The 22,252-nt window shown below is 60.7% G+C and carries 24 protein-coding genes; 21 read left to right on the forward strand and 3 right to left on the reverse strand.

Annotated elements, in window-relative coordinates; genetic code table 11:
* The first annotated feature begins 69 nt into the window (after positions 1-69).
* The 5 genes from coaA to ACP7AX_RS04865 all read left to right on the forward strand — a co-directional run bounded on the left by coaA (position 70) and on the right by ACP7AX_RS04865 (position 4,664).
* Positions 70-1,035: a type I pantothenate kinase gene (gene coaA, locus ACP7AX_RS04845; protein ID WP_426225594.1), complete on the forward strand. Its 966-nt coding sequence runs from the start codon at positions 70-72 to the stop codon at positions 1,033-1,035.
* Between the two features lie 5 nt (positions 1,036-1,040).
* A complete protein-coding gene (locus tag ACP7AX_RS04850) occupies positions 1,041-1,919 on the forward strand; it encodes a M15 family metallopeptidase (RefSeq protein ID WP_426225595.1) in 879 nt (292 codons plus the stop codon).
* Between the two features lie 58 nt (positions 1,920-1,977).
* On the forward strand, positions 1,978-3,153 hold the full coding sequence (locus tag ACP7AX_RS04855) for a hypothetical protein (protein ID WP_426225596.1): 1,176 nt from the start codon (positions 1,978-1,980) through the stop codon (positions 3,151-3,153).
* 110 nt (positions 3,154-3,263) lie between these two features.
* On the forward strand, positions 3,264-3,653 hold the full coding sequence (mscL, locus tag ACP7AX_RS04860) for a large conductance mechanosensitive channel protein MscL (RefSeq protein WP_426225597.1): 390 nt from the start codon (positions 3,264-3,266) through the stop codon (positions 3,651-3,653).
* Between the two features lie 348 nt (positions 3,654-4,001).
* A complete protein-coding gene (locus ACP7AX_RS04865; protein ID WP_426225598.1) occupies positions 4,002-4,664 on the forward strand; it encodes a methyltransferase family protein in 663 nt (220 codons plus the stop codon).
* A 136-nt stretch (positions 4,665-4,800) separates the two neighbouring features.
* On the opposite strand, the gene glmM is transcribed toward ACP7AX_RS04865, so the two are convergent.
* The 3 genes from glmM to rplM form a co-directional block, all read right to left on the reverse strand.
* On the reverse strand, positions 4,801-6,162 hold the full coding sequence (gene glmM, locus ACP7AX_RS04870; RefSeq protein ID WP_426225599.1) for a phosphoglucosamine mutase: 1,362 nt from the start codon (positions 6,160-6,162) through the stop codon (positions 4,801-4,803).
* 143 nt (positions 6,163-6,305) lie between these two features.
* On the reverse strand, positions 6,306-6,812 hold the full coding sequence (gene rpsI, locus ACP7AX_RS04875) for a 30S ribosomal protein S9 (protein WP_131682862.1): 507 nt from the start codon (positions 6,810-6,812) through the stop codon (positions 6,306-6,308).
* A 38-nt stretch (positions 6,813-6,850) separates the two neighbouring features.
* A complete protein-coding gene (rplM, locus tag ACP7AX_RS04880) occupies positions 6,851-7,294 on the reverse strand; it encodes a 50S ribosomal protein L13 (protein WP_015937805.1) in 444 nt (147 codons plus the stop codon).
* Positions 7,295-7,590: 296 nt separating this feature from the next.
* Here rplM and ACP7AX_RS04885 point away from each other — a divergent pair, with 296 nt between their 5' ends.
* The 16 genes from ACP7AX_RS04885 to ACP7AX_RS04960 all read left to right on the forward strand — a co-directional run bounded on the left by ACP7AX_RS04885 (position 7,591) and on the right by ACP7AX_RS04960 (position 22,251).
* Positions 7,591-8,256 carry a prepilin peptidase gene (locus ACP7AX_RS04885; protein ID WP_426225600.1) on the forward strand — a complete coding sequence of 222 codons (666 nt, stop codon included), beginning with the start codon at positions 7,591-7,593 and terminating at the stop codon, positions 8,254-8,256.
* Between the two features lie 281 nt (positions 8,257-8,537).
* The gene (locus ACP7AX_RS04890) at positions 8,538-8,753 is read left to right on the forward strand and encodes a Flp family type IVb pilin (RefSeq protein ID WP_426225601.1); all 216 of its coding nucleotides are present in this window, start codon (positions 8,538-8,540) and stop codon (positions 8,751-8,753) included.
* An 85-nt stretch (positions 8,754-8,838) separates the two neighbouring features.
* Positions 8,839-9,381 (forward strand): TadE/TadG family type IV pilus assembly protein, encoded by a 543-nt coding sequence (locus ACP7AX_RS04895; RefSeq protein WP_426225602.1) that lies wholly within the window; start codon positions 8,839-8,841, stop codon positions 9,379-9,381.
* Positions 9,369-10,415, forward strand: coding sequence for a pilus assembly protein TadG-related protein (locus ACP7AX_RS04900; protein ID WP_426225603.1), 1,047 nt, complete (start codon positions 9,369-9,371; stop codon positions 10,413-10,415). Before ACP7AX_RS04895 ends, ACP7AX_RS04900 begins: the two co-directional genes overlap by 13 nt.
* 41 nt (positions 10,416-10,456) lie before the next feature.
* On the forward strand, positions 10,457-11,230 hold the full coding sequence (gene cpaB / locus ACP7AX_RS04905) for a Flp pilus assembly protein CpaB (RefSeq protein ID WP_426225604.1): 774 nt from the start codon (positions 10,457-10,459) through the stop codon (positions 11,228-11,230).
* Positions 11,230-12,429 (forward strand): AAA family ATPase, encoded by a 1,200-nt coding sequence (locus ACP7AX_RS04910; protein ID WP_426225605.1) that lies wholly within the window; start codon positions 11,230-11,232, stop codon positions 12,427-12,429. The genes cpaB (ACP7AX_RS04905) and ACP7AX_RS04910 overlap by 1 nt, the downstream gene beginning before the upstream one ends.
* Positions 12,426-13,892, forward strand: a complete 1,467-nt coding sequence (locus ACP7AX_RS04915) for a CpaF family protein (protein ID WP_426225606.1) — start codon at positions 12,426-12,428, stop codon at positions 13,890-13,892. Before ACP7AX_RS04910 ends, ACP7AX_RS04915 begins: the two co-directional genes overlap by 4 nt.
* 2 nt (positions 13,893-13,894) lie before the next feature.
* Positions 13,895-14,836: a type II secretion system F family protein gene (locus ACP7AX_RS04920; RefSeq protein ID WP_426225607.1), complete on the forward strand. Its 942-nt coding sequence runs from the start codon at positions 13,895-13,897 to the stop codon at positions 14,834-14,836.
* A gap of 10 nt (positions 14,837-14,846) precedes the next feature.
* On the forward strand, positions 14,847-15,725 hold the full coding sequence (locus ACP7AX_RS04925) for a type II secretion system F family protein (protein ID WP_426225608.1): 879 nt from the start codon (positions 14,847-14,849) through the stop codon (positions 15,723-15,725).
* 259 nt (positions 15,726-15,984) lie between these two features.
* A complete protein-coding gene (locus ACP7AX_RS04930) occupies positions 15,985-16,218 on the forward strand; it encodes a Flp family type IVb pilin (RefSeq protein WP_426225609.1) in 234 nt (77 codons plus the stop codon).
* A gap of 124 nt (positions 16,219-16,342) precedes the next feature.
* Positions 16,343-16,732 (forward strand): TadE/TadG family type IV pilus assembly protein, encoded by a 390-nt coding sequence (locus ACP7AX_RS04935; protein ID WP_426225610.1) that lies wholly within the window; start codon positions 16,343-16,345, stop codon positions 16,730-16,732.
* Positions 16,720-17,769, forward strand: a complete 1,050-nt coding sequence (locus ACP7AX_RS04940; protein ID WP_426225611.1) for a pilus assembly protein TadG-related protein — start codon at positions 16,720-16,722, stop codon at positions 17,767-17,769. The genes ACP7AX_RS04935 and ACP7AX_RS04940 overlap by 13 nt, the downstream gene beginning before the upstream one ends.
* A 25-nt stretch (positions 17,770-17,794) precedes the next feature.
* Positions 17,795-18,565 (forward strand): Flp pilus assembly protein CpaB, encoded by a 771-nt coding sequence (gene cpaB / locus ACP7AX_RS04945; protein WP_426225612.1) that lies wholly within the window; start codon positions 17,795-17,797, stop codon positions 18,563-18,565.
* The gene (locus tag ACP7AX_RS04950; RefSeq protein ID WP_426225613.1) at positions 18,562-19,758 is read left to right on the forward strand and encodes an AAA family ATPase; all 1,197 of its coding nucleotides are present in this window, start codon (positions 18,562-18,564) and stop codon (positions 19,756-19,758) included. The genes cpaB (ACP7AX_RS04945) and ACP7AX_RS04950 overlap by 4 nt, the downstream gene beginning before the upstream one ends.
* Entirely contained in the window at positions 19,759-21,312 is a 1,554-nt protein-coding gene (locus ACP7AX_RS04955) for a CpaF family protein (protein WP_426225614.1), read from the forward strand.
* Positions 21,313-21,318: 6 nt separating this feature from the next.
* Positions 21,319-22,251, forward strand: coding sequence for a type II secretion system F family protein (locus tag ACP7AX_RS04960; RefSeq protein WP_426225615.1), 933 nt, complete (start codon positions 21,319-21,321; stop codon positions 22,249-22,251).
* Position 22,252: the final 1 nt, after the last annotated feature.

Raw genomic sequence — 22,252 nt, forward strand, 5'->3', positions numbered from 1 at the left:
GCCGGGTTGAGATCTAAACCGGCGGCGCCCCATTTCGCTCTAGGCCGCGGGCGGGGCAGAATCTCTATAGTGACTGTGCAACGCAACGACGCGAACGGCGAGGGCGTCTCTCCGTTCGTGGAGCTGGACCGGCAAACCTGGTCCCGGCTGGCTGCCCAGATGGAGCAGCCCCTTAACGAAGAGGACATCGTCCGCCTGCGTGGCCTCGGCGATCCCCTGGACATGAAGGAGATCCGCGAGGTCTACCTTCCGCTGTCCCGCCTGCTGCACCTTTACGTTGAAGCCGCAGGTCAGCTCCATTCGGCCACCACCACGTTCCTGGGCGAGCAGACCCAGCGCACCCCCTTTGTGATCGGCGTTGCAGGATCAGTTGCGGTGGGAAAGTCCACCATTGCCCGTGTGCTCCGGGAGATGCTGCGGCGCTGGCCCGGCACCCCCAACGTTGAGCTGATCACCACCGACGGCTTCCTCTACCCCCTGGCCGAGCTCAAACGCCGCCAGCTGCTGGAACGCAAGGGTTTCCCGGAGTCCTATGACCGGCGTGCCCTGCTGCGTTTTGTGAGCGAAATCAAAGGCGGTGCCGAGGAAGTCCGGGCGCCCTGGTACGACCACGTCACGTACGACATCGTTCCGGACAAGGAAGTGGTGGTGCGCCGACCGGACGTGCTGATCGTGGAGGGCCTGAACGTGCTGGCTCCCGCGCGTCCCCGCCACGACGGCCGGCAGGGGCTGGCGCTGAGCGATTTCTTCGACTTCTCCATCTATGTGGACGCCAAGACCTCCTACATTGAGGAGTGGTACGTGGAGCGGTTCCGCAAGCTCCAGAGCACGGCGTTCGCGCAGCCGGAGTCCTACTTCCACCGCTACGCCACGCTTTCCCCCACCGAGGCCGAGCGCACCGCCCGGGATATCTGGAAGCGCATCAACGAGCCCAACCTGGAGGAGAACGTCCTCCCCACCCGCGGACGTGCGCAGCTGGTGCTGACCAAGGACGGGGACCACTCCATCCGCCGCATGCTCCTGCGGAAGGTTTAACCCAGATGTGCCACGACTGCGCTTCGGATCCTCTTCCGTCCGGGTCGAGCCGCCGCTCCTTCGCCCGTTTCCTCGCCGCGGGTGCCGGGCTGACTGTGCTGGCGGCGTGCACGCCTGCGGAGCCTCCGGCGGTGGCGCCGTCGTCGTCCGCTTCTTTATCCGCATCCCCCGCGGTGACTTCCGCGTCTCCCTCCCCCTCGCCGGTTCCGGTGGAAAGTACGACGGCGGCAGTTGAGCCGCCTGCACCGGCCCCCGCATCGCCGTCGGCAGCGCTGCCGCGGCAGTTCTCGCTGACGGATCCGGCCAGCCCCTGGCTGGTGGTCAACAAACACCGGCCGCTGGTCCCGGGTGAGTACGTTCCGGCGGATTTGGTCCAGCCCAACGTCCGGCTGGCGGTGTCCGGTGAGGCTGCCCTCCTGAACAGCACGACGGCGGCTGCCGCGGAAGCGATGTTCGCCGCCGCTGCGCGGGACGGCGTGGTCATGACCCTGGCGAGCGGCTACCGCTCGTACGGCACGCAAGTGGCCACGTACAACGGCTACGTGGCGGCCCGCGGCCAAGCAGACGCCGACACGTCCAGCGCCCGGCCCGGCTACTCGGAGCACCAGACGGGGTGGGCCTTCGACATTGGCGACGGCGGCGGGGCGTGCGGCTTCCAGCCCTGCTTCGCCGACCAGCCGGCAGCGGTGTGGGCGAAGGCGAACGGCCACCGCTTCGGGTTCGTGGTGCGGTACCCGTGGATGTTCCACCCGATCACCGGCTACTACTACGAGCCGTGGCACCTGCGGTTCATCGGAGTGGAGGCAGCCACCGACATGGCGAACCGCGGCATCAGCACCGTGGAGGAATACTTCGGGGTGGAAGCAGCGCCGGGGTATCCGTGACGGTTACCCCTATGATGCATTTATTGGCGGGTAGATCCGGCCGCAGATCAGGGGGAACATGTTCACGGTTGAGAAGCACTCTGGCTACAGCGCTTATCACGGGCAGCGCCACGTCATCGATCATGACCGGGACGCCCGGCTGCAACTGGTCAACGGCTCCGCCCAGACAGGCCAGGACCTCTTTCTGCTGACCTGGCAGGACCGTTCGATCCCCATTGTGGCGTTCAGTCAGCACACGGTGGACCATGAATCGGGACTGGAGCAGGTCCATGTTCACATCAGGGCAGTTGGCGAGAGCAGATTCGCGACGAACAGCCAACTCAAGGCATCAACGCTGGCGGAAGCGGAGCTTGTCCCCGCCCATCGCCTCGCCGCTGAAGCCTTGCTCGTCTACGGCCGGTGGTACGACGGGTTGACTTACCCCGACGGCTTTTTTGTCGTCAAAGACCTGGCCGGCGGCCAAGACCAGTCATACACGCTATCTTCGTTCGGTTACCCCGGGGCATCCAGGCTGCCCAACTATCACAGCCAGCTAGAGCAGGCTGAGGCATCGATCCGCAGGCAAACGTTAGAGGATTCCTGGGGGCTGGAACTGCCCGAAGCTGTCTTCGTCATCGTCCTGCACAACCGCAGGCGCGCCACGCTGTCGATGCACCAGCACATGAAGCTGTCTGTCCGTGAGCTGTTCCCGGAGGCGCGGGCGGCTGAGCTGGAGGATCTGGAAACCCGGGCAGACAGGCTCGGGTTCAATGCGTCCACCTATGGACGGGCCCACGCGGATGGCGAAAAACGTGAGTCTGTCCTCAGCCGAATGAGTGCTGATGCTCCGGGTTTCTCGCACGATACTTACCGCAAGGCTCTTGCCTACGGAACGTTGATGATCCAGGGCCTCCGGGACGGCGAAGAGCGGCGTCGCAAGGAACGCATCGAATCGGCCCGGTCCGCTGGCGTTCTTGACGGCACGTTTGCCCTGCTGTACTTCAACTGGCGCTATTCAAAGTCGCAGTTTCTGGGTGCTATCCCAATCCACGAAACACTCGGCGACCTGTACTCCCGCGAAGACCTGGACGATGCCATAGCCAGGGCAGGGACGCTCATTCAGGATGGTGGCCGGTACGCGTGGACTCCTGCGGAAACAGACCAACAGGTGGAACGGCTGACGGCGGACCATCCCGGCTTCAGTCCCCGTTGCGTTCACGATGCCCTCGACTGGGGTTACCAGCAAAACCGGTGACTTTAGGGCTGCACCAATGAACGAAAGCTACGCCTGCTTAGTTCCCGACACGCCCCAGGAATTTACACCACAGCCATATGCGGCTCACTTTAGTGCGCTAGCTTGGTTCTATGTTGACAGGATTCAAGAATTTCATCATGAAGGGCAACGTCGTAGACCTTGCCGTCGCCGTCGTGATGGGTGCCGCTTTCGGCGCCGTCGTGACCTCAATTGTCGAGGGCCTGCTCACACCGCTGATCGGCCGTCTGTTCAATGCCAAGGGCATTGAAGAAATGCAGTGGGAGGGATTCATGTATGGATCCGTCATCTCCTCCATCATTTCGTTCCTGCTGGTGGCCGCTGCCATCTACTTCGTGGTCATCATGCCGATGAACCACATGATCGAACTCCGGAACCGCCGGCTCGGCATCAACCCGGATACCAAGGAAGAAGCGGACGAAGATCCGCAGATCGCCCTGCTCACCGAGATCCGCGACTCGCTGCAGAACCGTTCCCGCTAGGCTCTACCGGCACCAACTCAGTGTGGCCCGCTTCCTGACGGAGGCGGGCCACACTTGTTTATTTCGGGCTTTCCATTGACATCGTCCCCCACCCCACCGAATGATTACGCAATGGGGGATACAAAAACTTATGAACTGCACCAAACCGCGCTGCCAGTCCAGCACCTTTCAGCGCGAAATCTTTGGACAATCCGGCTTCAGCCTGCGCTCTGTACTAAGGCGCGTCTCCCCTGATGATTCCCTGAAGCCTATTAGGCTCATTGCACCGCGACCTCAACCGGGGAAGCGCGGAATAGCGACTGCGGATTTCTTGGATGGGTCTGCAACTCTCTGGAAGGATATTTGTAGATGAAGGTTCGCGCGCAGCTCAGATCAATTGACATTGAACGGGTGATTCTGGTCCCCGTCATGGCACTATTGTTATTGTCGACGATGATCGCACTATTTACGGGTGGAAATCTCGCGTCGGCTTCTGTCCTCGTCACAGCGTTGCACCTGACATACCAAGTGTTACTGACCGTCTTTTATTTCATGCTGGTCTACTTCCTTCTCACAAGGAACCCTGCAAGTGCCCGGAACGGACGGATTGCGCCCACGGCCGCAGCCTATGTGGGCACATTCCTGCCCTTCCTGTTCGCATATGCTGGCGGATCGGAAGTTTCCGAGGGATTAGCTCTTTTTGCCGTAGGGCTCATGGCATTGGGAATGTCCTTCACTGTCTTGTCCTTGATGACGCTCGGTAAGAGTTTCGGCGTGGAACCCCAAGTAAGAACGCTCGTGCAGCACGGTCCCTATCGGCTAATCCGCAACCCCCTTTACGTCGGAGAGATGGTGACTCTTACCGGCGCGGTGTGCTTCAGTCCCACGTTGGTAAAGTGGGTAATCCTTTTGGCACTGGGCGCAATTCAGGCCTACCGAGCAACCCAGGAGGAGCTGCTACTCGAGGAGAACTTACCCGAATATGCAGCATACAAGCTGCGAACTAAGCGGTTCGTTCCCGGCCTGTTCTGACCAGGCTGCTGCAAGTACCGCCTCCCCGGGGACGCTCCCTTAGGGGCGCTGCCCGGGCCTCGTCCCGTAAGGTCACACGATAAGCGACTCTCGTCCCGCATGATGTCGCGAGTTTTTGGTTGTACTGTTATCGCTGTCAGTCCGCGACTAGCTCCAGCGCGAGCTCAGTGCGGACCACCTGGGCCAGGCGTTCCGCGACGGACTCAGCGGTCTCGTACGAGGCAGCCTCGACCATGACCCTCACCACGGGCTCTGTACCGGACGGGCGGAGCAGGACACGTCCAGTCGCCCCCAGTTCGGCTTCTGCGACGGCTACGGCCTGCGCCAGGACGTCGGAATCGTGAACACGGCTGCGGTCGACACCCTTGACGTTGATGAGCACCTGCGGGAGCTTGGTCATCACAGTGGCAAGCTGCTTGAGCGGCCGCCCGGTCTTGGCGATCTGCGCTGCGAGCTGGAGGCCGGTGAGGACTCCGTCGCCGGTGGTGGCGTAATCGGCGAAGATCACGTGGCCGGACTGTTCGCCACCGAGGTTGAATCCGCCGTCACGCATACCTTCCAGGACGTAGCGGTCCCCCACGGCCGTTTCCCGGATGCTGATGCCCGCTTCGCGGAGGGCGATCTTGAGGCCGAGGTTGCTCATGACGGTCGCCACTAGGACGTCGTCGACCAGCTTGCCGGATGCTTTCAGTGCCACAGCGAGGATGGCCATAATCTGGTCGCCGTCCACCTCGTTGCCCTCGTGGTCCACGGCGAGGCAGCGATCGGCGTCTCCATCATGGGCGATGCCCAAGTCGGCTCCGTGCTTGACGACGGCCTCCTTGAGCGGACCAAGGTGGGTGGAGCCAACACCATCATTGATGTTGTGCCCGTCAGGGTCGGCGCCAATCACGATGACTTCAGCGCCGGCGTCATTAAAGACCTGAGGCGAGCAGCCGCTGGCGGCGCCGTGCGCGCAGTCCAGGACCACCTTGATGCCGTCGAGCCGGTGCGGGAGCGTGCTGAGGAGGTGCACGACATAGCGGTCCTCGGCGTCGGAGAAGCGCTGGATGCGGCCGACGTCAGCGCCAACAGGGCGTACGGGCTCACCGCCCATCTGTGCCTCGATGGCATCCTCCACGTCGTCGGGGAGTTTCTGGCCACCGCGGGCAAAGAACTTGATGCCGTTGTCCGGAGCGGGGTTGTGCGAGGCCGAGATCATGACGCCGAAGTCTGCGTCGAGGTCGGCCACGAGGTAGGCCGCTGCGGGCGTCGGGAGGACGCCGGCGTCGTAGACGTCGATCCCCGAGCTGGAAAGCCCGGCCTCGACGGCGGCGGCGATGAATTCCCCGCTCGCGCGGGGGTCGCGCGCCACCACGGCGCGGGGCCTGGTGCCGTTCGTATTGCGGTCGTGACCAAGCACGACGGCGGCCGCCTGGGCCAGCTGCATCGCCAGTTCCGCCGTCAACAGGCCGTTTGCAAGACCCCGGACACCATCAGTTCCAAATAATCTAGACACCGGTCAAGTCTAGGGGATGAGTCCATATGAACTTGAAACGACTGGTCAGGGATCGGTCGGGAGACTCATTTACCTAGCAACAGGGCGGTTAAAGGCAGAAGCCCGTCCCGCCAATGGCGGGACGGGCTTCTGCGTAAGCGGGTTTAGCGCTTGGAGTACTGCTGAGCCTTACGGGCCTTCTTTAGACCGGCCTTCTTGCGCTCGATGACGCGGGCGTCACGAGACAGGTAACCGGCCTTCTTCAGGATGGCACGGTTGTTCTCGATGTCGATCTCGTTCAGTGAACGGGCGATGCCGAGGCGCAGGGCGCCGGCCTGGCCGGAGATGCCGCCACCGTGGATACGGGCGATGACGTCGTAGGCGCCGTCAAGATCAAGGATCTTGAAGGGCTCGTTGACGTCCTGCTGGTGCAGTTTGTTCGGGAAGTAGTTGTCCAGCGCGCGGCCGTTGATGGTCCACTTGCCGGAACCCGGTACAACGCGGACGCGGGCAACAGCTTCCTTGCGGCGGCCAACAGCTGCGCCGGCAACGGTCAGTGCCGGGCGCTCCTTCTTCGGCGCAGCAGCTTCAGCAGCTCCGCTTTCAGAGGTGTAGCTGGTCAGGGTTTCCTCAGCCTCAACGGCTTCGGTGGTCTCTTCGTTCTGAGCCACGATTCTCCTTGTATAGATAAGTTGTTTGGTGGCCAGGACTACTGGGCGACCTGGGTGATTTCGAAAGTCTTGGGCTGCTGGGCGGCGTGCGGGTGCTCTGCACCGCGGTATACCTTCAGCTTGCCCAGTTGCTGTGCAGCGAGGGAGTTCTTGGGGAGCATGCCCTTGATGGCCTTCTCAACGGCGCGGACCGGGTTGGATTCCAGGAGTTCCGCGTAATTGACGGAGGTCAGGCCTCCCGGGTAACCGGAGTGGCGGTATGCGCGCTTCTGCTCCAGCTTGGCGCCGGTCAGGGCTACCTTCTCGGCGTTGATGATGATGACGAAGTCGCCCATGTCCATGTGGGACGCAAAGGTGGCCTTGTGCTTGCCGCGCAGCAGGATTGCGGTCTGGCTCGCGAGACGACCAAGGACAACGTCTGTGGCGTCAATGACGTGCCACTGGCGGTTGATATCGCCGGGCTTCGGGGTGTACGTACGCACGGTTTTTGCCTCGTTCTTGTTCTGGCGTTCTTGTTTAGGCGTCACTTAAGGTGTGCACCTACTATCTATGCGCTACCGGAACAGAGGTGAGGGCTCTATGTAACCAGTCATCCTAGAGTCCCGAATGTGCACGTTGAGTAGTTATCCTGCAACCGGATTCTCAAGCGGGCACGCATCATCGAGAAAGGACACGCACAACGACTACCAATGCTAGCTTGAACCGGGCCCCAGGGTCAAAATGGGTGAGCCGGACAGTCTTTCGCGGGTAAGCCGGCCTGACGATGCAGGGGGACGCAGTGACTTCATGGGACAACGTTGACTCAGCCGGACCACTGTTCGTAACTATCGTCGGGCTCGTGGGTGTAATTTTTTCACCCTTAACCGAGCTCCTCATCGCCAGGCTCCTACCCCGCGTCGGTCCGTTGCCGACCATGCGAGTCAGAATCACGACGGCGGCGGTCACCGCCATTCTCTTCGCCGCCTTCGCACTCCGGTTCGGCGCCGAGCCTTCCCTGCCAGCGTTCATACTCCTGGCCGTCCTCAGCGTGCAGCTGGCCCGAATTGACATATTGCTCCATTTATTGCCCAATCCCCTGGTTCTGTCCCTGTTAGCAGGAGGGCTGACCTGCCTCTTCGCAGCCGCAGTCGGCGGGCAAGGGTGGTCCACTCTCTTGCGGGCAATCGCCGGCGCCGTAATTCTCTTCGTCATCTACCTGATTTTGGCGTTAATTTCCCCGGCTGGCCTTGGAATGGGCGACGCTAAGCTCGCCGCTCCAGTGGGCCTCTACTTGGGGTACTTAGGTTGGGGCCAACTGCTTTACGGCGGGCTTCTGGGTTTCATACTCAACGGCGTAGTCACAGTGCTTGTGCTGGCAATAGGACGCAGGGACCGCAAGGCTGAAGTAGCTCATGGCCCGTCGATGCTCGGTGCAGCAATTGGCGTCGTCCTGCTTTTTGTTTAGCGCTCTGCCTACGCGAAAGTGCCACCTTCAGCCACACTCTTTATGGCAAAACCAAGTAGTCCCTTGTGCTTCAGTCGATCCGCCTGAGTACTCAGGCCAGGGTTCCAAGTACGCACTGAACCAGGCAGCAATAAAGTCGAGTACAACTACGCATTGTTGCCTAGAACCGGCAATGCCAATCTCTTCTTAGCGAAGTCCAGCAACCGCTAAGAAATATGGGGGCAGCTGGAAATTCGTTGAAACATCACAAAAATCACTTTCATCGAATTAAGGAAAATACAATGACTTCTCTCATGGTCTCAATGATCGCATTTGTCTCCGGAGTAAAGAGCCGCCTCAAGGGTGAGGAGAAGGGCGCAACGATGGTGGAGTACGGCATCATGGTCGCTTTCATCGCCGTTGTCGTGATGGGTGCGGTTATCATCCTCGGCCCGCAGATTGCTGCCCTGTTCACTGGTGTATCCGCTAAACTGCCGGCCGTCCCTGCCGCCGGCTAACCAATCCACCGGGAGCGTTGGTGGCGGAAAATCCGCTACCAACGCTCTCGCCGTTCTAATTCACTCCTGGTTTGGGGAGTAATCGATGTCGGCGCTGTGGCGAAGTCCTCATTCTGGACTTAACCTTCGACCAATCACTTCCATTGCCTCGGGCCATCAGCGACTGCGGAGCCACAAGTGGGCTACTCAAATTCTTACTGGATATGCTTGGGAGACCGTCGTGAAGTCAGGTATGAAAGAAAAGGGCGCTGTAGCGGTCGAGATGGCAATTCTTCTCCCGCTACTGTTGCTGATCCTCATGGGAATCATCGAGTTCGGCCGGGTCTTTAATGTCCAGATCTCCCTGACTCAGGCGGCCCGTGAAGGCGCGCGCCACGCAGCCATCTACCACCACAAATCAGGCCTGGACGTACCGGGAACGGCACTCGGAGCAGCGCCCTCTCTCGCCGGCCTAGGTGTTGCAGTATCGGACAATGCAAGCAGCTGTTCCTCAGGCTCCGACGTCCGTGTAACGACGACCGTCAAGTTGCCTTCCATGACCGGATTTCTTGACGCCGGTTTCTTCGGTGCCCCTGGCATCTTCCCACTGAAATTGACCGGCGTAGGGGTGATGAGATGCGGCGGCTGACCCGGCGTTATCTATCGAACATAGTGTCTTCAAGCAAGGGTGCAGACTCCCAAGAGGGCGCGGCAACCATCATGGTCGCCGTGCTGATGGTGGCGCTCCTTGGTATGGCAGCTCTGGCGGTCGATGTCGGCGCCGTGTACTCGGAGAAAGCCCAAGTGCAAAATGGTGCTGACTTTTCTGCTCTAGCCATCGCCGGCGATTGCGCAAAAGACGACTGCGGCGACTATCTGGCAACCGGAAACGGACTGGCCAATGGCAACGCAAACGATAATTCCACCGGAATCGCATCAATTACATTCCCGAACGCAAATACCGTCCGGGTTGAGACGAAAACCCGAGAGGCTGGATCGGGAAAGGATCACTTTTCACTCTTCTTCGCCAGGGCATTGGGCATAGACACCGCAGACGTCGGTGCTGTGGCGGAGGCCATCTGGGGACCACCGGATGAAGGTTCCACATTGCCCTGGACAGTCAGTGAATGTGTCTTCAGGCAGTCACTGACTCCTGCGCAACTTCATGACTTAGATACAACAGGCGACTTCAGCGGCGATCCTAGTGGGACGCGTATCCTCCTCAGATACGAGGAGAAGGCGCCTGAAGTCCCGGGCTGCGGCGACGACAACGGATACATGCCAGGTGGCTTCGGTTGGCTCCAGATCGCGAGTGACTGTTCGGCCGAAATAGACATAAGCGCTGAAGTCAAAGGCCAACCCGGCAACCACTTCCCGACGGCCGCGGAGTGCGACGCCATCCTCGATGGCATCCTCGAGAAACCTGCGCTTATCCCCCTCTACGACACAGCAGTTGGAAATGGTGACAAGACCATATATACCCTCGTCGGATTCGCAGCATTTCAGGTTACCGGCTATAAGTTCGGCGGCTCGCTTGAAATTGACGATGATCTTGCGCCCGACTGCGACAAGAACTGCCGCGGGCTCCAGGGCCACTTCGTCCGTTACGTTTCCCTCGCGGAAGGAGTCGCCCCATCGGGAGGCCCCAACTTCGGTGCACTGTCGGTGTCGCTATCGAAATAGCAGTAACCACTTCACCCGTCACTAACTAAGGAGCAACTGAAGTGAAATCACGCCTACTGGGAGGCCTAGCTGCATTACTCTTAGCAGTAGTTGGAGCGATTCTCCTCTTCGTTTATGTACAAGGCGCGGCAGCCCGCGCTCAGGCTGGGCTCGAACCCGTGAATGTTCTTGTAGTCACGGAACGCGTTCCTGCAGGGACAAAGACCGCGGATCTGGCGGGCAAGGTACGCGCGGAGGCGTTGCCGAAGTCGGCAGTGCCTGACGGCGCTCTTCAAAGTTTGGATGGGCAGGACGGGAAAGTCACTGCGGCCGGCCTTGAGCCTGGAGAGCAACTGCTCGCCGTCCGTCTCGTCGATCCGCGCGATCTGCAGCCGGGAACTGTCCCTGTACCGGACGGCCTGGAAGAGCTAACGTTCCTCCTCAGCCCAGAGCGAATCATGGGAGGCCGGATTGAGGCCGGTGATACCGTCACTGTCTACTCATCATTTGAGAGCGACGCCGCGCTCCCCGCCGATTCGACAGTACCCGCCGAGATCAGGGGCTGGAGTCAGTCCACCGGACTGCTTTTCCACGACGTCCTTGTTACCGCCGTCCAGAAGGCTGCCCCTGAAACAACAAGTAACTCAGGCTCAAGCTCCACGGATAAGTCCGTCGAGATGCCGAACGGCTCAGCATTTATAACGGTCGCTAGGAGTGATGCGGACGCCGCCAAGATGGTCTTTGGCGCTGAGTTTGGTACCCTCTGGCTCGCCAAGCAAACCGACACCACGGCAAAAAGTGATCCGCCTGTTACAACCTTCGGTGGGCTGTACTGATGAGCCGCTTCGTAGCCATCACGGCCGTACGTGACTTTGAGGGACGTGTTCGTCAAGCCGTCGTGGGGGCGCTTCATGGTGAGCTGCAGACGCTTTCTCCCGAGATACTGTCAGGTGGACCCGACGATGTGTTCAAGCAACTCAGCGGGGCACCGCCGGAAGTACTTATCCTGGGCCCGGGAGTCGCCCCTGACGAAGCCTTGAAACTAGCAACTGTTTTCGATCTGCAGTATCCCGAGATCAGTCTGCTACTCATAGCAGAGCCTAGTCCGGAGTTGGTGCTACGTGCCATGCATTCGGGAATTAGGGACGTAGTCACGTCCGAGATCGGGGTTAACGACCTTCGTGTGCTTCTGGAACGGGCCTGCCTTGCATCTGCGAGCCGGCGCCGCGGAATGAGTCCAGCAGCAGAAGGGGGCCAGGACCGGGGAAGGGTGATAGCGGTGATGTCGCCGAAGGGAGGCGTCGGCAAGACCACCATAGCGACGAACTTGGCCATCGGCTTGGGCAAAGTAGCCCCGATGAGCGTAGTGATCGTCGACTTGGATCTTCAGTTCGGGGATGTAGCTTCGGGTCTCCTGCTGGAGCCAGAGCACTCGATCACTGATGCAGTCCACGGCGCTGCGGCACAGGACTCCATGGTGTTGAAGGCTTTCCTTACGGTTCATCCTGCAGGGATCTATGCATTGTGTGGACCCAGGACGCCAGCCGAGTCAGACTACATAACTGCGGACCACGTCAGCCGACTCCTCACTCAACTCGCCAGTGAATTCAAGTACGTAATCGTAGACACGGCACCTGGACTCGGCGAACATTGTCTGGCCACCCTGGAGCAGGCTACTGACGGAGTTTGGGTATGCGGAATGGACGTGCCATCTATTCGCGGCCTCCACAAGTGTTTCGGTGTCTTAAGGGAACTTCAGCTCCTGCCGCAAGGCCGTCACACCGTGCTGAATTTTGCAGATCGCAAGAGCGGGATTTCTGTACAGGACGTTGAGGCAACAATTGGCGTACCGATTGACGCAGTAATCCCCCGTTCTCGTACCCTTCCTTTCTCGACCAACCGTGGCGTCCCTGTACTCCAGAGCGGTATGAGAGATTCATCTACGAAAGGGCTGAAGAAGTTGGTGGATCGATTCGATCCCCAATGGGTTGCTTCCGCGCACAATAAACTGCACCGACGGGTGGTTGTCTCGTGAAACTTTCAGATCGTCTTTCCAGGTCAAACAGCAGGGTCGCGGATTCACCACAAGTGGGCTCCGACCCGGAGCCTTCGATAGCACCGCCGGGGGCAGCACCCCTGTCACCTTCTCCGGTTCGTGCCGTGCTCTCGACGCCGTTGTCCTCAGGCAGCGCCCCTGCATCGCCTGCTGTCGACGCCCTTGCAGGGCTCAAGCAGCGGGCTGCTCAAGCCCTGTTCGAACGTATGGGTACCCGTTTTGGTGATACGGCGTCCTCGGAAGAAAGTCTCCGCGCCACTGCCGTTGAAGAACTCTCCACAGTCATCGACCAGGAACAAGTTCCATTATCACCGGAAGAACGCCGGCGGCTTATCCGCGAAATTGCGGACGAGGTAATGGGGTATGGTCCGCTGCAGCGGCTCCTAGAAGATCCGTCCGTCACAGAAATTATGGTCAACAGATTTGATCAAATCTACGTAGAACGCAACGGGCGTCTCACACTGACCGGCGGGCGGTTCAGCTCAGATGATCACCTCAGGACCGTCATCGAGCGAATTGTGTCCCGCGTGGGTCGCCGAATCGACGAAAGCTCGCCCTTGGTGGATGCCCGTCTGGAGGACGGTTCTCGCGTCAACGCGATCATTCCCCCGCTTGCTGTTAACGGACCTTCTCTCACCATAAGAAAGTTCAGTCATGTGCCCTTGACTGTTCAGAATCTGATTGATTGGGGTTCTCTCACCCCGGAAATGGCCGAGTTACTCAGCGCGTGTGTGCGGGCGCGCCTGAACGTCATCGTTTCGGGCGGAACGGGCACGGGCAAAACGACCCTGCTGAACGTACTGTCCTCCTTCATCCCTGAGGATGACCGCATTGTGACCATAGAAGACGCCGTCGAACTGCAGATGCAACAAGAACATGTGGTCCGCTTGGAAAGTCGCCCGCCCAATATTGAGGGCAAAGGCGCCATCGCCATACGCGATCTTGTCCGCAACTCCCTTCGCATGAGGCCGGACCGGATCATCGTCGGTGAGGTTCGTGGTGGAGAGTGTCTGGACATGCTCCAGGCAATGAACACCGGCCACGACGGATCGTTGTCGACGGTCCACGCCAACTCGCCCAGAGATGCTATTGCACGTCTGGAAACCCTCGTCCTAATGGCTGGGATGGACCTGCCGCTTCGCGCCATTCGCGAGCAAGTTTCCTCAGCCGTGGACCTGATCGTCCAGGTCACCCGTCTGCGCGACGGAAGCCGCCGGGTCACCCATGTCACGGAAGTGCAAGGGATGGAAGGCGAGGTCGTAACACTGCAGGATGCGTTTCTGTTCGACTACTCCGCGGGAGTGGACGCTCAGGGTCGTTTCCTGGGGAAGCCAGTTCCCACGGGCATCCGCCCACGATTCCTTGACCGATTCTCTGAGCTTGGGATTGGGGTCTCTCCCACGATATTCGGGGCTGCATCAGTGTCTTTGGGGAGGCGATAACGGTGGACACACCTCTGGTATTTATCGTGGCTGTTGCGCTTTGCCTCGTTGCCCTTGTTTTAGTCATCTTTGTCGTCTTCAGGCCCCAGTACGGGTCAATTCCCGCCGAGCGCAGGCGCCCGACTACGCAAACGGACAAGTCCACCATGTCGAAAATGTCGCAAACTGCCGTCACGGCAGTGGACAGTGTCATCGGTGATTCCGGAGGACCATACAACCGAGAAGTGCTCTACAATGCGGGCGTGAAGATGGCGCCTGCCGACTTCACAGTAGCTGTTGCCGTTTCATCCATCCTTTTTGGCGCCTTTGGCGCCTTGCTGACACATCCCATAATCGGCATCATGCTAGGCGGCGCGACGCCATTCCTAGTAAAAGTCGGGCTCAGTGCGCTGAGGGACAGGCGGCGGGCCAAGTTTGAAGCTCAGTTGACAGACACGATCCAGATGCTCATTGGTGGTCTGCGCGTCGGGCATAGTGTTCTGCGATCAGTCGAAGCAGCAGCCCAAGAAGCTGATGCCCCTACTTCAGAGGAACTCTTGCGCATCGTCAACGAAACGCGGATCGGCAAAGACGCAAATCAAGCATTCGAAGACGTTGCCGATCGCATGGACAGCGAAGACTTTCGGTGGATTTCGCAGGCGATCCAGATCAACCGCGAAGTCGGCGGTGATCTCGCTGAAGTACTTGACCAAGTAGCAGGAACCATTCGTGAACGCAATGAGATTAAGGGCCAGATTCGATCCTTGAGTGCCGAAGGAAAGATGTCGGCCTACGTATTGATGGCCATGCCAGTTGGGGTCGCGTTCATCCTCGCAATCATCAATCCGGGCTACCTCAACGTCTTCGTGGAGCATCCAATCGGCCTCTTGATGCTCGTGGGAGGCCTGCTAATGTTCGCGGTTGGCGGGTTCTGGATGAGCCGCACCGTAAAGATCAAGTTCTAAGGGAATCGTCATGACTCCAATTGCCTGGCTACTCATTTCACTCGTCGTAGTGCCTTCGTCTTATCTCATCTGGGCGTTTGTTAGTTCAGACCGGAAAGCACTTCTGGCCGTTCAAAACAACCTGTCCCAAGGATTCGCCCAGGAAGGGAGCGTCGCGGCACGGCGCGCCCCACTCCTTCTGGACTTTTCCAAGAGACTCACGCCGACCGGTTATGAAGCCAAACTCGACAGATGGCTGTCACTGGCCGGGCGGCCGACTTCGATGCCGCTGGAAAGGGTGGTCATTGCAAAGCCTCTCCTGGCACTGGCTGGGGTGATTTTCGGCCTGATCCTCTTTTCCAAATCTCCAACGGCCCAAAACATTGCCCTGGGACTCTTCCTCACAGCACTCTTATACTTTCTACCCGACCTGTTGATCTACAACAAAGGGACTAAGCGCCAAAAAGAGATGGAGCAGGAGCTGCCCAATACTCTGGATCAGATGTTGATCTCGGTGGAGGCCGGGCTCGGCTTTGAAGCCGCCATGGCAAGAGCTGGAGGCAACGGTGGTGGCCCGCTGGCGCAGGAACTCGTGCGAACGCTCCAAGATATTCAGGTGGGTCGCCCGCGCCAAGAAGCATACCAAGCGATGGCGGATCGTTCATCCGTTCAAGATCTCCGCAGCTTCGTCAGAGCAGTGGTACAGGCAGATAAATACGGAATCGGAATAGCCAGAGTACTCCGAGCGCAGGCCAAACAGGCCAGGGTAAAGCGGCGTCAGCGAGCCGAGGAAAAGGCAATGAAACTGCCAGTCAAGGTACTTTTCCCCCTCCTCCTATGCATATTCCCGGTCCTGTTCATGGTCCTCCTCGGCCCCGCCGCCATAAAGATTCTTGAGGCCTTCACCTAGAACACACTGACAGCGCCACCCGGCGCCCCAAATACCGGACCCCCTCGGCACCCAGAACCGAGGGGGTCCGTTTGTGTGCCCGGCGCACCTATTCACAGCGCTGGCAAAGGGTAAGCAAAGGAAAAGCGCAGGAAATGGACGGCCAAGTGAGCCTTTACGCAGGGTGCTGCAAGATTCCGTCAACAGGGCATCAAGCCTTGCTAACTTCGTGATTGAGCTGGTGCAGGGCCAGCTTCCCCCACTCGCTCAGGAGTCTCAAATGCTTTCTCTCTACACGAACCTCTCAGTCCGCCTCCAGCGCAACGAAAAGGGCGCCACGGCCGTCGAATACGGCATCATGGTCGCCCTTATCGCCGTCGTCATCATCGTCGCCGTAGGTCTTTTGGGCGGCACGCTTAATGAAGCCTTCAGCAACATCCAGTGCCAGGTGGCAGGCAAGGGCGCTTTCGTCCCAGGCGTCGGCGGAGCAGACGGCGCTTGCACCACCCCGTGAGTCCCCTCACGCAATCTCATTAGAGACACCCGGCGCGCCACAAGGGCCAAGGAGTGGCGGCGGCGGCTAAGCCGCCGCCACTCTGCTTTCCCAATCACGATCTGAGGTACTGAGAGGCGCCACCATGTCCAGGACATCCGAGCGCGGGGCCGTTGCGGTCGAGTTTGCGATCGTGGCGCCCGTCCTTGTGATGCTTCTACTGGGGATCATGGAGTTCAGCCGGGCCTACAACGCGCAGGCTTCCCTCGCGGCCGCCGCCCGCGAAGGCGTCCGGGTCTTGGCCATCTCCAATGACGTAATTGCGGCACGCAAGGCAGCCAAGGACACAGCGGTCTCGCTTCAGCCACAGCTGGCGGACTCCAACATCACATTCAAGAACCTCGATTCCGGAACAGCCGCATGTTCCCCCGGCCACCGCATGTCCGTCACCATCACCTACAGCCTGAACTCCATGACGGGCATTGCAGGTCCGTTCCCCATGACGGGGAAAGGGGCCATGCTGTGCGGCGGCTGAATCGAACCAGCGCTAAAAACGACGGCGAACGCGGCGCCGTGAGCGTCATTGTCGCCTTCATGCTCGTGGCGCTTCTGGGCTTTGGTGCCATCGCCGTGGACGTAGGGATGATGTACGCCGAACGTGCCCAGCTCCGCAACGGCGCCGACGCCGCCGCGCTGGCAGTTGCCCAACGCTGCGCCGTAAGCGCCGCCGATCCCAATTGCTCTGCTACGTCCCCCTTGGCAGCCGGGCTTGCCAATGGGAATGCGACTGACGGGCTCAGCAACCTCAAATCAGTTGCCCTCAGCACGGGAGACCGCACGGTCAAGGTCACCGCGGGAGCACAGGAGGCTGGGCACAGCCCCAATGAAGTGTCGCTCTTCTTCGCCCGTGCCCTGGGAATAAATTCGGCGGAGGTCAACGCGCCGGCCTTCGTCCAGTGGGGCAGCCCTGAAAAAGGACCCGCCCCCTTCCCCATCACAGTTTCGGTCTGTCAGGTCCGCAACAAGACTGACATCATGCAGCTCCTCCAATTACACGGGAAGAACGCCAACCCGGATTGTCACTACGGGCCGTCCGGCGCTGCAGTGGAAGGAGGGTTCGGCGAACTCAAACAGGATTCCGGCCAGTGCGGCGCGATCGTCAACATTGCCACCAGCACCGCAGGCGGCGACACGGGAAACAATGCCCCGCCAAACTGCCAGGCCACGCTGAACTCGTGGGCAGCGGACATAAATGCAGGCAAGGACGTCATTATCCTGCTGCCCATCTTCAACACAGTGACCGGCACCGGAACAAATGCCGTCTTCGGGCTCACCACCTTCGCCGCGTTCAATGTCGAAGGGTGGAAAGTCGGAAACACGGGACTTCCCTACACCTTCCGCAACCGGGCCCCGGACGTACCGGCGGCCTTTGAGTGCAAGGAACCGTGCCGCGGCATCATCGGCACCTTCGTCGAATACGTTTCCCTGGCCAACGGGTTCAAGCTGGGGCCCATCAACCCGGACGGGGCAACCGTCGTCGCGTTTCAGTCACCAGTCCCAATAACCCCGTGATTTTAGAAACATAAAGGAGCATTCAGTGAAGTCACGTTTGTTGGCAGGAGTGGTGGCAGTCCTGCTGGCCATCGTCGGGGCGGTCATTGTTGTGTCCTACGCCCAGGGCGCTGACCAGCGGGCGGTCAGTGGCCTGGACCCCGTTGGAGTGCTGGTCGTCAGCAAGGCTGTGCCCGCAGGCTCATCCGTTGACACGCTCAGGACGGCCGTGGCAGTTCAACAACTGCCAGGTACCGCCGTCGCCAAGACAGCACTGAACACCTTGGATGGAGCCACCGGAAAAGTCACTGCTGCAGATCTGGTCCCGGGCGAGCAACTGTTGGCCGAGCGCCTCGTCTCCCCCGAGGAACTCAAGACATCCGGCTCGGTGCCTGTGCCTGCGGGCCTTCAGGAAGTCACTTTCCAGCTTGAACCACAGCGCGTTGTGGGCGGCCGCCTGGCACCCGGCGACAACGTTGGCATATTCATCTCCATGGCCACCGGCGGCATCGAGGCGAAGGCGGACAAGGAAACCGTCCAGCTCTCCATTCACAAAGCCCTGGTCACAGCCGTCCAGCGCGCTCCCGAGGGAGCAACCGCAAAACCGGCACCCACCGCGAGCGCAGCGGCAGAACCTGATCCCCGCGACGTGAACCTTCCCACCGGCCTGCTGATGGTCACCGTGGCCGTCAATGACATCAACGCCGGCAAGATCGTGTTTGCCGCGGAGTACGCATCCCTCTGGCTAAGCCGCGAACCCCTCGACGCAACGGACAGCGGCCCCCGGATCATGACCCGGACGGACCTCTACAAATGAGCCGCTTCGTCCTGATCACCCCGGACGTCCACTTCGATGCCCGCCTTCGCCAGGCCGTCGCCGGCGGGCTGCCAGGCGGCGTGCAAACTTTCTCCACCAGCCTGCTGCCCGCTGACCCGCACCAGCTTTTCGCCAGCCTGGACCAGGAGCAGCCCGAGGTCCTGATCCTGGGACCTGAAGTTCCGCTGGACGAGGCACTCCGTTTCGCTACCGTGCTGAACGTCAGCTTCCCGGAGCTCAGCGTGATTGTGACCGCCGAACCCGAGCCCGATTTCCTTCTCCACGCCATGCGGGCCGGTATCAAGGACATCGTCTCCCCCGATGCGGACGCCGCACAGTTGCGGGTCCTCCTCGAACGCGCCAGCCAGTCCTTTGCAAGCCGCCACCGCACAGCTGCACCCCAGCAGGCAGCCGAAAGTAACAAGGGCCTGGTCATCGGCGTCTTCTCACCCAAGGGAGGGGTGGGCAAAACCACCATTGCCACCAACATCGCCATCGGGCTGGGAAAGATCGCGCCCATGAGCGTGGTCATCGTGGACCTGGACCTCCAGTTCGGGGACGTCGCTTCCGGGCTTTACCTGGATCCCGAGCACACCGTGACGGACGCCGTATCCCCCGCAGCAAGCCAGGACTCCCTGGTCCTCAAAGCCTTCCTCGCCGTCCACCCGGGGAGCATCTACGCGCTCTGCGCTCCCCCCACCCCGGTGGACGCGGACGAGATCACCCCGGACCAGATCAGCCGGCTGCTCGAGCAACTGTCCGAGCAGTTCCAATACGTTGTGGTGGACACCGCTCCGGGCCTGCCGGAAATCGGCCTGGCGGCAATGGAAAAGTGCACCGACGTGGTGTGGGTAAGCGGCATGGACATCCCCAGCGTGCGGGGCCTGCGGTCCGGCCTCGACGTCCTCCGCCAGCTGGACATCCTCCCCGAGACCCGGCATGTGGTTCTGAACATGGCGGACGCCAAAAACGGCCTAACGGTCCAGGACATCGAATCGACCGTGGGTGCGCCCGTTGATGTCAGCATCCCTCGGTCCCGTGCCGTAGCCCTGTCCACAAACCGCGGCATCCCTGTGCTTCAGGAGCCCGTCAAGGATCCCGCAACCAAGGGGCTGAACCAGCTCGTGGAGCGCTTCAACCCTGCGTGGCGGGCCAAATCCCAGCGCAAACTGCACCGAAGGGTAGTGGTCTAAATGAAACTTTCAGAGCGCATCAGCGCCGCCCAGGCGAAAACCCAGCCGGCTGCCCAAGCAACGCCAGCGAAAGCGTCAACGCCGGCCCTCACCAAACAGCGCCAGGACGTTCCAGCCCAGCGGGTGCAGTGGTTTGAACAGACCACCGAACAACGACCGACGACGGCGGCACCGCCTGCCGCCGTCGTCACCTCCCACACTCATGCTGAAGAGACGAGGCCAAAACCCACGCAGTCCGTGGACGTGTTCGCCGCACTCAAGGAACGGGCAGCCACCGCTCTGTTCGAGCACATGGGAGCCCGTTTCAACGATTCGGCCATCACCGAACAGGAGCTGAAATCCGCTGCCCGTGATGAGCTGACGCGGATCATCGATGCAGAGCAGGTACCCCTCTCCGCGGAGGAACGCACCCGGCTGGTCCAGGACGTGGCCGACGACGTACTCGGTTACGGCCCGCTGCAGCGCCTGCTGGACGATCCGGATGTCACCGAAATCATGGTTAACCGCATGGACCAGATATATGTGGAGCGCAAAGGCCATCTCACCCTGGCGGACTCGCGTTTCAGCTCCGAGGAGCACCTGCGCAAGGTGATCGAGCGCATCGTGTCCAAGGTGGGCCGCCGCATTGATGAGTCATCGCCATTGGTGGATGCCCGCCTGGAGGATGGATCGCGTGTCAACGCCGTCATCCCGCCGCTCGCCGTGGGCGGGTCCTCACTGACAATCCGAAAGTTCAGCAAGGTACCCCTCACCGTCCGGAATCTCATCGACTTCGGCACCCTCACCCCCGAGATGGCGGAACTGCTCAATGCCTGCGTAAAGGCCAAGCTCAACATCATCGTCTCCGGCGGAACAGGAACCGGAAAGACCACGCTTTTGAACGTGCTGTCATCCTTCCTGCCGGCCAACGAGCGGATCGTCACCATCGAGGATGCGGTGGAGCTTCAGATCCAGCAGGACCACGTGGTCCGGCTGGAAAGCCGGCCTCCCAACACGGAGGGCAAAGGCGAGGTGACCATCCGCGAACTCCTCCGCAATTCACTGCGTATGCGGCCGGACCGCATTGTGGTGGGTGAAGTCCGCGGCGGCGAATCCCTGGACATGCTGCAGGCCATGAACACCGGCCACGACGGTTCACTCTCCACTGTCCACTCCAACTCACCGCGCGATGCTGTGGCACGTCTCGAAACACTGGTGCTCATGGCCGGCATGGATCTGCCGCTGCGGGCCATCCGTGAGCAGATCGCTTCAGCCGTGAACCTCATTGTGCAGATTTCGCGGCTGCGTGACGGCTCCCGGCGAATCACCCATGTGACCGAAGTCCAGGGCATGGAAGGGGACATCGTTACCCTTCAGGACGCCTTCGTGTTCGACTACTCGGCCGGTGTTGACGAACACGGACGCTTCCTGGGCAAGCCTGTAGCCACCGGCATCCGGCCGCGTTTCATTGACCGCTTCGAGGACCTGGGCATCCACGTCTCACCTGCCGTGTTCGCCACACCGGCCAGTGCTGCTCCGGCTGGTGCGAGCCCGGCCGGCGCTGGAAAGGCCTAGGACACGATGCTGATCATGGTTGGAGCCGCGCTCCTTTTCCTTGCCCCCATCATGCTGGGCTTTGTGCTGGTCCTGCCCCGGACTCCGGAGATTGCGCGGGACCGGCGCCGGCCCTACGAGGCGGATCCGCCGTCGCGCCTGACCCGGCTCGCCGATGCAACAGTAGGAGGCCTGGACCGATTTCTGGCAACCCGGAACGTGCGCCTCTACAACCGGGAGGCACTGGAAAACGCAGGCCTCCGGTTCAGCCAGACGGAATACATGGTGCTGGTCATTGCCGGCGCCATCGTGGGGGCGCTGATGGGAATAGTGATCGGCCTCCCTGCAGTCTCCGTGCTCCTGGTCATCCTGGCACCGTTCGTGGGACACCTTGTGCTCGGATTTCTTTCCGGCAAACGGCGTGCCAAGTTCGATACGCAACTCGGCGATACCCTTCAGTTGCTGTCCGGCGGCCTGCGGGCAGGCCACAGCATCCTGCGGGCCATAGATGCGGCCGCGGCCGAGTCCCAGAGCCCCACGTCCGAAGAGATGCGCCGAGTCATCACCGAGACCAGCCTGGGCCGGGATCTGCTCGCCTCCCTGACGGACACGTCGGAGCGCATGCGGAACGAAGACTTCGTGTGGATTGCCCAGGCCATCCAGATCAACCGCGAGGTGGGCGGAAATCTGGCCGAAGTACTGGACCAGGTGGGCGAAACCATCCGGGAGCGCAGCGAGATCAAGGGCCACATCAAGTCGCTCGCGGCCGAAGGCAAGTTCTCGGCCTACATCCTCATTGCCATGCCAATCGGCATCGTGTTGATGCTGATGACCGTCAACCCCGGCTACATGGACTCGATGTTTACCCACCCGCTGGGTTGGGGCATGATCGGGGCATCGGTTGTTCTTATGACCATCGGCAGCCTGTGGATGCGCAAAATCATCGATCTGAAGTTCTGAG

The sequence above is a fragment of the Pseudarthrobacter sp. DSP2-3-2b1 genome, assembly GCF_049895945.1.
Classification (GTDB): Bacteria; Actinomycetota; Actinomycetes; order Actinomycetales; family Micrococcaceae; genus Arthrobacter.

Coding starts and splice junctions, on each gene's coding strand:
- ACP7AX_RS04850 (WP_426225595.1), top strand. CDS start 1,041: ATGTGCCACGACTGCGCTTCGGATCCTCTTCCGTCCGGGTCGAGCCGC.
- ACP7AX_RS04855 (WP_426225596.1), top strand. CDS start 1,978: ATGTTCACGGTTGAGAAGCACTCTGGCTACAGCGCTTATCACGGGCAG.
- mscL (WP_426225597.1), top strand. CDS start 3,264: ATGTTGACAGGATTCAAGAATTTCATCATGAAGGGCAACGTCGTAGAC.
- ACP7AX_RS04865 (WP_426225598.1), top strand. CDS start 4,002: ATGAAGGTTCGCGCGCAGCTCAGATCAATTGACATTGAACGGGTGATT.
- ACP7AX_RS04890 (WP_426225601.1), top strand. CDS start 8,538: ATGACTTCTCTCATGGTCTCAATGATCGCATTTGTCTCCGGAGTAAAG.
- ACP7AX_RS04895 (WP_426225602.1), top strand. CDS start 8,839: ATGTCGGCGCTGTGGCGAAGTCCTCATTCTGGACTTAACCTTCGACCA.
- ACP7AX_RS04900 (WP_426225603.1), top strand. CDS start 9,369: ATGCGGCGGCTGACCCGGCGTTATCTATCGAACATAGTGTCTTCAAGC.
- ACP7AX_RS04910 (WP_426225605.1), top strand. CDS start 11,230: ATGAGCCGCTTCGTAGCCATCACGGCCGTACGTGACTTTGAGGGACGT.
- ACP7AX_RS04925 (WP_426225608.1), top strand. CDS start 14,847: ATGACTCCAATTGCCTGGCTACTCATTTCACTCGTCGTAGTGCCTTCG.
- ACP7AX_RS04930 (WP_426225609.1), top strand. CDS start 15,985: ATGCTTTCTCTCTACACGAACCTCTCAGTCCGCCTCCAGCGCAACGAA.
- ACP7AX_RS04935 (WP_426225610.1), top strand. CDS start 16,343: ATGTCCAGGACATCCGAGCGCGGGGCCGTTGCGGTCGAGTTTGCGATC.
- ACP7AX_RS04950 (WP_426225613.1), top strand. CDS start 18,562: ATGAGCCGCTTCGTCCTGATCACCCCGGACGTCCACTTCGATGCCCGC.
- ACP7AX_RS04955 (WP_426225614.1), top strand. CDS start 19,759: ATGAAACTTTCAGAGCGCATCAGCGCCGCCCAGGCGAAAACCCAGCCG.
- ACP7AX_RS04960 (WP_426225615.1), top strand. CDS start 21,319: ATGCTGATCATGGTTGGAGCCGCGCTCCTTTTCCTTGCCCCCATCATG.